General features: G+C 75.3%; 1 protein-coding gene. It reads right to left on the reverse strand.

The genetic code is table 11. The annotated features are described in order from the left end of the window. Window positions 1-2,450: hypothetical protein (locus ACIQOV_RS37415; protein WP_401055245.1), on the reverse strand; the 2,450-nt coding region annotated here is incomplete at both ends.

Below are 2,450 nucleotides of genomic sequence, written 5' to 3' on the forward strand. Positions count from 1 at the left end.
GGGGGCAGGGCCTCGGTGGGCACTCCGGCGGGCAGACCGAGGGTCAGGCGCAGGCCGGTGGCGAGGGCCTGGCCGGTGTTGCGCACCGTGTAGCTGACGGTCACGTGGCCGCCGACGTAGCCGGGGTTCGGCTGGGCGTCGACCGCGACCGCGGGGCCGGCCTGGGGCGGCGGGGCGGGCGCCGGGGGCGGCAGCGGAACGGGGGTGGAGGTGGGCGTGGCGGTCGGGCTGGGCGTGGGTGTGGGTGTCGGGCTCGGGCTCGGGGTCGGACTCGGCGAGGCGGTCGGCGACGGGGTGGGTGTCGGCGACGGGGTCGGCGGCTCCAGCACCGGGAGGAAGGTCCGGGCGAAGTCGTCGTCGGGGTTCGGGTCGACGACCGTCCCGGTGACGCTCCAACCGAAGTCCGGGACGCCGGGCCGGGTGCCGGTCAGGGTGGCCTTGATCCGGACCACCTGGCGCGGGGTCAGGGTGCCGAGCTCGCAGCGCAGCGCGGCGGCGTCGCACGATCCGGTCGGGGTGGTCAGCTTGTCGAGCCGGGCGCCGGTCGGCACCGAGACGGTGAGGGCGGTGCCGGGCGAGGGCGCGGGGCCCTTGTTGGTGACGGTGACGGTCACCTCGGTGCTGCCGTCGACGGGGACGGCCGGGGTCCGCTCGGGAACGCTGACCGCCAGGTCGACGGACTGCTGGACGGCCGGCTCCTTCTGGCGCCCCGGCAGCCGCCAGTCGAGCTCGGTGAGCTGGGCGGTCGCGAAGTCGTAGACCTTGAGCCCCTCCGGTGCGCTCGGCGGCGCGGCGCGGCGGGAGGTCAGCACCAGCTGGGCGCTGTTCGCCGTCCAGGCGACGTCGCGGGGCTGGAAGGGCCCGGTGGTGGGGTGGTCGGGCAGCGGCCGGGTGCAGGCGCCCTGGCCGAGCCCGGTGGGCACGACCACCGTGCAGCCCTCGCCGGTCGGCGTGGTGACCACCACCCCGTCCTGCTGGTTGTTCCCGCCGTCACCGGCCTTGCGGTTGAAGGCGATGCGGCGGCCGTCGGGGGCGAAGGCGGGACTGTCGTCGATGACGTTGCAGCTGCCCGGGCAGGCCGTCCGGCTGAGGTCGGTCTGCCGGGTGAGGTCGTCGGCGGCGACGGTCCAGACGTGCAGGTTGCCGGCGTTCTCGTTGACCACCGCCGTCCGGGAGAAGGCGATCAGCTTGCCGTCGGGGGACCAGAACGGCTGGCCGTCGGAGGCGCCGCGCTGCCCGGCCGGCGGCTGGACGGTTCCGACGATCCGCCCCGTGGCCATCTCGGCGATCAGGACCCGCCCGGGCCGGGCCGGCTGGTCGCCGGCGGCCGGGGCGCTGCGGCTGAACACGATCAGCCTGCCGTCCGGGGAGATCGACGGGTCGGTGTCCCGGTCGTTCGGGCCGCGCCCGGCGAGGTTCATCGGCTGCGGGTTCGCCCCGTCGCCGTCGGCGATCCAGATCCGTTGGATCCGCCCGGCCGGGCCGTCCTCGTAGCGGGTGACCACGATCTGCCGGCCGTCGGGCGTGTAGGTCTGGCGCTCGAACCAGGGGTCGAAGCCGGGGCGGGGGTGGAACAGCGGGTCGGCCCCCGGGTCGGTGCTGGTGTTGCTGTCGGCGGCCGGGTCCTCGCGGAGCACACTGATGCCGAGGTCGCGCGGGTCGGACCCGTCGGGGCGCATGTCCTCCACGTTCGCGACGTTGGCGCCGGAGGCGCTGGTCTGCTCGACGACGGGGCCGCCCTCGTTCTGGGTGCCCAGCCAGGTCGGCGTGGCGATCAGCCGGTTGGCGCGGTAGAGCACCTTCGGCGCTTCGCAGTTGCACGTGAGCGCGCGGTAGAGGTTCACCACCGGCGGCCGGGACGGATCGGGCTGCGGGGTCGGGTCGTTGGGGTCGAGCAGGTCGGCGCTGAGGAAGAGCACCCCGCTGCCGTCGGCCAGCCAGCCGGCCGAGCCGGTCTTCCAGGTGGAGCCGGTACCGGGGAAGAAGGCCTTGTCGCCGCCGGTGGGCGAGGTGAGGACCAGGGTCCGGCCCTGGGCGCCCTGGTCCCGGGTGTAGACGATCTCGTTGCGGTGGGCGTCGTCGTTCACCGGGTTCCAGGCCGGGTCGACCGCGTCCCCGTCGGTCACGCTGGTGACCTTGACGGGCGCGCCGCCCTCGAACGGCCGCAGGTAGATCTGACGGTGCGACGGTTCGCCGTCGCAGGAGTACGCGATCCACTTGCCGTCGGGCGAGACCGTGGGGTGGGTCTCGTCGGCCGCGCCCTCGGTGATCCGGCGCAGTCCGCTGCCGTCCCGGTCGACGGCCCACAGGACGTGCCGGGTGCTGCCGTCGCCGCGGGGCTCCAGGGACTCGAAGACGACGCCCTTGCCGTCGGGGGCCAGCGCGGGGTGGGCGGTGTCCATGCCGGTGGTGAGCCGGTGCACCGCGCCGGCCGCGTCGCGCAGGTACAC

The sequence above is a fragment of the Kitasatospora sp. NPDC091257 genome (assembly GCF_044757675.1).
Taxonomy (GTDB): domain Bacteria; phylum Actinomycetota; class Actinomycetes; order Streptomycetales; family Streptomycetaceae; genus Kitasatospora; species Kitasatospora lactacystinica.